Origin of the sequence: Moorena sp. SIO4E2, assembly GCF_010671945.1 — a bacterium.
Classification (GTDB): Bacteria; Cyanobacteriota; Cyanobacteriia; order Cyanobacteriales; family Coleofasciculaceae; genus Moorena; species Moorena producens.
Window position 1 is genome coordinate 1 of sequence record NZ_JAAHIE010000486.1, and the last position, 5,476, is coordinate 5,476.

Below are 5,476 nucleotides of genomic sequence, written 5' to 3' on the forward strand. Positions count from 1 at the left end.
TTCACTGCTCCCTTGCCTAAATTCCAAGTTTCAGTCTTAAATCACGATTCGGCTACGGTTTGAAAGTGCTGGCCATGAATTTAGTCTTGCCATACTGCTGCTGAGGGGTAAGCTTTACTATTTGGTGTTGCCTGAAACGGCTAACTTAATTTTCCCAAAGCTTATCCAATCCTTAACCTCTGCTCAAAGGCCACCAATTAATAACCCCTACCCCGATAAGTCATGGGAAATCATCTAAAATTTCATCGACCTACATCTGGTCAATGGTCTAAGTATTTAATTCTTATTATCTTACTCCTGGGGATAGTTTTTCGATTAGTCAATATTGACAAAAAAGTCTATTGGATTGATGAAGCCTATACATCCTTGCGAATTTCTGGCTATACCAAAGCAGAAATTATCGAAGAAATTGATGGTCGTCAAATTAATGTTAAAGATTTACAGCAGTATCAGCGTCCTAATGATAACAAAGATGTAGGTGACACGATCCAAGGGTTAGCGTTACATGAGCCACAACATTCACCGTTATATTTTGTGATGGCTCACTTTTGGGCAAAATTGTTCGGTTATTCCGTAACGGTGATGAGAAGTTTACCTGCCTTGATTAGTCTGTTGACTTTGCCGTGCATTTATTGGCTTTGTTTGGAGTTGTTCGAGTCTCCCTTAACGGGATGGATTGCGATCGCATTGCTGTGTGTCTCTCCATTCCATGTGTTGTATGCCCAGGAAGCTCGACAATATAGCTTGTGGACATTGACCACATTGCTTTCCAGCATAGCCTTGCTGAGGGCGATGCGTCTTAGCACACTGATGAGTTGGGTTATCTATGCCATAACAGTTTCTCTAAATCTGTACAGCTATTTGCTTTCTGGATTAGTTTTTATTGGACATGGTATCTATGTTATTTTCACCGAAAAATTTCGTTTTAGTAAACAAGTCGTTAGGTATGAATTAGCTTCGCTTTTCGGGATTATCGCCTTTATTCCTTGGTTAAGATTGGTCATTGAAAACGGTATTGAATTGGGGGATTGGGCGGATAAAGAGACTCCACTCGGTAAACTTATCACCCGCTGGCTTATCAATCTTAGTTCTGTGTTTTTCGATATCCAGATTGGCTATAACAATCCCTTATTTGATGTGCGATCAGGTCGAGACCTAAAGTTTAACTACGACCATTTACTCATTTACTTCGATATCCTGATTGTAATTATCGTAGGCTATTCTATATATTTTATGTTTCGTCATAGTCAGCAGCGGGTTTGGTTATTTATCTTGACTATGATCGCCGTTGTCGGAATGTTTCCCATTGCTCAAGATTTAATTTTAGGAGGACAGCGTTCCAGCATGGCTCGCTATTTTATTCCTTGTTACTTGGGTATACAACTTGCTGTTGCTTACCTCCTTGCTAAAAAAATTAATCCCCTAAATGCTAATACAATAAAAGGACAACAACTATGGCGATTAGTTGCTATTACAGTTATTTCAGCAGGTGTGCTTTCTTGTGCCATTAGTTCTCAAGCAGAAACGTGGTGGCATAAATACAGTAACTATTACACTCCTGAGGAAGCTCATATTATTAATGAAGCCAATCGTCCCTTGGTGATTAGTAGTGATATCATGCGATTAGTGTCTCTGAGTTATTTACTTGAGCCAAACGTGACCTTACAGTTAATCAAAACTAAGGATTCTCCAACAGTTTTTTCCAGTTTCAGTGACGTCTTCTTATATAGACCTTCTCCAAAACTGCGACAAAAATTTGAACATGAGTCACCCTATGACGTTAAACCAGCTCATAAACGCAAGCATCTCTGGAAGCTAGTGCAGTGAAACCAAAAGTCAAAAGGTCAAACCAACTTGACCAATGACCAATCACTCATGACTAATGACTAATCAATCTAATCATTTTTTTTCCACAACAGAACTTTTCGTTTTTTAAAGCCAATATTTCCTTCGTATATCAGATTGAACTTATAGTTATTATGTTTTTCCATACTGGGGCGTAGCAATGATGGTGATGGAATATTTTCCAATACAAAAATATCAGTAAATTCAGCTGATACTTTTGGTAATTTTTCTTCAGGTATTTCTGAAACGTTTTTGATTTTTTTGATGAGTTGTAATTGAACCTTGGGGTCAAGCTTATGGCTCAGGGATAGAATTCGATTGTGAGTACTATCGCTTAGTACAAGGGGAGCAGGAGACTGATTAATAATATTAGCAACGTCTGCATTATAGTAATCACTGTACTTCGTCCACCAGGTTTCAGCTTGAACAATCAGCACACCAGAGATCACACCACAAGAGACTAATATAACTGTAGTCAATCGCCATAAACGTTTTTGCCAAATACCAATCGAAAACTTACTGAGTTTCGTGGAGAGTAAATAGGAAATAGTGAGTTGAATCCCGATGTAGGTTGGGAGTTGATATCGAGCAATCGTTGAGCGCATGCCTCCTGAAATCACATCTGGTAGCACTAGGGGTAGACTAGTAAATCCCATCAGGAGCAAAACAAATAGCCAAACTTGTTTTGGAGTATAGCGACAGAGAAAATATAGCCCATAAATCACTAGCCCCACAATTGGTAGCACTAGGTAAGTTCTAGGCTGGGTGTAGCTAAAGGTTAGGTCAAACGGGTACTCCTTCCCTAGGGGTACATCAAAAAAGCCGTAGAGTAGATTCTTCAGCCAATATCGACCCAGATCCAGGGGGGGTAATTCTTTAATCACCCATCCCCATTCCTTGCTAGCTCTGGGTTCGTTTTCCAAGAAAACAGCTAACCAAGGTGAAAATATCAGCAGTGCTGCTGTGACCGCTGAGATGTAAGCAATTACTTGTTGACGCCTTTGCCAACCTGCGATGATCAGGACATAAATGCCGTGACCTAGGATAATCGGTGCTGAAAATAAATGAGAGTAGAAAGATAGCGCTACAGAAAGGGCATAAATGCACCAACTCACCCTACTGTTGACTCGCATCGCTCGTAATAGGGAAGCACTCGATAGCAAGACACTCACAGTCCACAGACTATATTCCCGAACTTCCTGGGCATACAAAATATGGATTGGTGAAACAGCGAATAGGGACACGGCAAGCCATCGGGTCAAGGATGTCCCAAATAGTTCTAAGCACAACCAGTAGAGGCAGGGTAATCCCAGCAAGCTAATCAAAGCAGGTAAAGTGCGCTTGAGTGCTAGGGAATTACCAAGCCATTGTTCCCAGAATCGGGCTAAAATATAGTAAACTGGCGGGTGTTGTGGCGCTTCTTCCCCTATAATTCGTAAGGTATTGGCGAGGCTACGCTCAGAATTAGGGGTCTGGTATTTTTGTAATTCTGTAGCGCTAATCACTTGACCTGTGTAGATATCCCCGATAATTTCTTCCGCTGAATAGCCAGCAATTCTAGAGGAGCTGAAAGTTTCATCCCCCCAGTAGACTTTGCTGTCGAGATTGGCTAAGCGAAAGACTATACCTAAGAGCAGTAGGGTAATGCATAATAGTCGCAAGGGAGGTTGAGGTAATTTCCCTAGCTTTAATCTTTTGGTTTCCATCACACAAAAAAGTACACCGAAAAGTATACAGGAAAGTACAAAGGTAATTGATTCGTATTCGTTTAATTTGGATATTGTACTTGATCGCTTTTTATTGACCGTTTCCTGATTACTGTTAACGATAATATTTCACTGTTAACAATAATACTTAATCTAGAAACTTACCGATAATCGTCACTCCATTATCCCATTTTAAGTATCTCTACCCAAACACAAAAAAGTATGAATCCCCCAGCCTCGAATCCCCCTAAAAACCAAGTAATATTTTGGTTTAGCTTGAGCCTAGCATTTGCTATGGTTTACAGCCTGATTGCCCTCGAAGAAGCCTTTAGTAATCAATACATTGTACAAGATGATGCCAGACAGCATGTATTTTGGATGCAACGGTTTTTTGATCCCAGCTTATTTCCCGATGATCTGATTGCCAATTACTTCCAATCTGTAGCACCTGCTGGCTATACTACCCTCTATCGGCTGATAGCATTTGTTGGGATTAATCCCCTCTTATTGAATAAACTACTACCGATGGTGCTAGGGTTGATTACCACTAGTTACTGTTTCGGGCTTTGTCTACAAATGCTGCCCATCCCAGCCGCAGGATTTATTGCGTCTTTGCTCCTAAATCAAACCCTATGGATGCTCGATGATTTAGTATCAGCAACCCCTAGGGCGTTCATTTATCCCCTGCTGCTAGCATTTTTATACTACCTATCACGGCGCTCATTGATCCCCTGTCTAGTAGTGATCACCCTCCAGGGTTTATTTTATCCTCAGTGCGTTTTCCTGTGTTGTGGCGTCCTGGTGCTGAAACTGTTGCGTTGGCGAGAGGGTAAAATCAGACTATCCTCCCAGAAGAATGACTATTGGTTTTGTGCAGCTGGGTTAGGTGTGGCATTCATCGTCCTGTTGCCCTATGCTTTGACCACTTCTGACTATGGTCCAATTATCAGCGCACAGCAAGCCAAAACAATGCCAGAATTCCAACCAGGAGGGCGAGTTGCCTTTTTCGATCACAACCCATGGCATTTCTGGTTGGAAGATGCTCGCAGTGGTCTATTTCCCCGAAGAAAGCGTTTACCTATAGCTGTCTGTGCTGGTTTACTATTGCCTATCCTGTTACGATTTCCCTCATGGCTACCGTTAGTGAAGAAAGTCAAAGGGGAAACGGTACTCCTGACTCAACTGGCTCTAGTATCCGTTGGCATGTTCGTTATGGCTCATGGTGTCCTTTTCCGACTGCATCTACCCAGCCGTTACAGTAAGCATAGTCTGCGAATTGTGCTAGTCTTAGCTGCTGCGATCGCTATAACTCTATTACTTGATGCTATTATTCAAGCTTGCCAGACGGTAGCCTTCCCTCTAATTCCAGGGAAACCAGTGTTGGGACGAGCGATCGTTACACTCGTGGGAATGGCTCTAATCTTGTCTCCTCTTGGTTTCCATAATTTCCCCAAAACCAACTATGAGCTTGGGAGGCAACATGGCCTCTATGAATTCTTTGCTAAACAATCAAAGGATATCCTAATTGCCTCACTATCAAAGGAAGCCGATTTCTTGCCAACCTTTTCTGGACGGTCAATCTTAGTCAGTAGAGAATACGGTATTCCCTATCATACTAACTATTACAACCAATTTCGCAACAGAGCGATTGATTTAATTCAAGCCCAGTACAGTCCAAACTTAGCTGAAGTTAAACAGTTTATTAGGCAGTACAAAATTGATTTTTGGTTGTTAGATAAGAAAGCATTTAATCCCCAATATATAGCTGAAAATCGCTGGATTATGCAGTATCAACCAGTAGCAGCAGAAGCTCAAGCTCGACTCAAACAAGCCATTGTTCCGGCAATTGTTAACGTAATCGATTCCTGTTCTGTTTTCGAGACAGAGAAGGTTGTGGTTTTGGATACCGAATGTATAGCGATAAC

Annotated in this window: 3 protein-coding genes; 2 read left to right on the forward strand and 1 reads right to left on the reverse strand. The window is 41.4% G+C overall.

From position 1 onward, the window contains the following. Window positions 1-222: 222 nt before the first annotated feature. Window positions 223-1,827 (forward strand): glycosyltransferase family 39 protein, encoded by a 1,605-nt coding sequence (locus tag F6K37_RS31140; RefSeq protein WP_008189500.1) that lies wholly within the window; start codon window positions 223-225, stop codon window positions 1,825-1,827. A gap of 68 nt (window positions 1,828-1,895) precedes the next feature. Here the strand turns inward: F6K37_RS31140 and F6K37_RS31145 are convergent, their stop codons facing one another. Continuing rightward, window positions 1,896-3,551, reverse strand: a complete 1,656-nt coding sequence (locus F6K37_RS31145) for a glycosyltransferase family 39 protein (RefSeq protein ID WP_287254409.1) — start codon at window positions 3,549-3,551, stop codon at window positions 1,896-1,898. Window positions 3,552-3,773: 222 nt separating this feature from the next. Here F6K37_RS31145 and F6K37_RS31150 point away from each other — a divergent pair. Beyond that, on the forward strand, window positions 3,774-5,476 hold a 1,703-nt coding region (locus tag F6K37_RS31150; RefSeq protein WP_287254410.1), incomplete at its 3' end, for a hypothetical protein.

Coding starts and splice junctions, on each gene's coding strand:
- F6K37_RS31145 (WP_287254409.1), bottom strand. CDS start 3,551: ATGGAAACCAAAAGATTAAAGCTAGGGAAATTACCTCAACCTCCCTTG.
- F6K37_RS31140 (WP_008189500.1), top strand. CDS start 223: ATGGGAAATCATCTAAAATTTCATCGACCTACATCTGGTCAATGGTCT.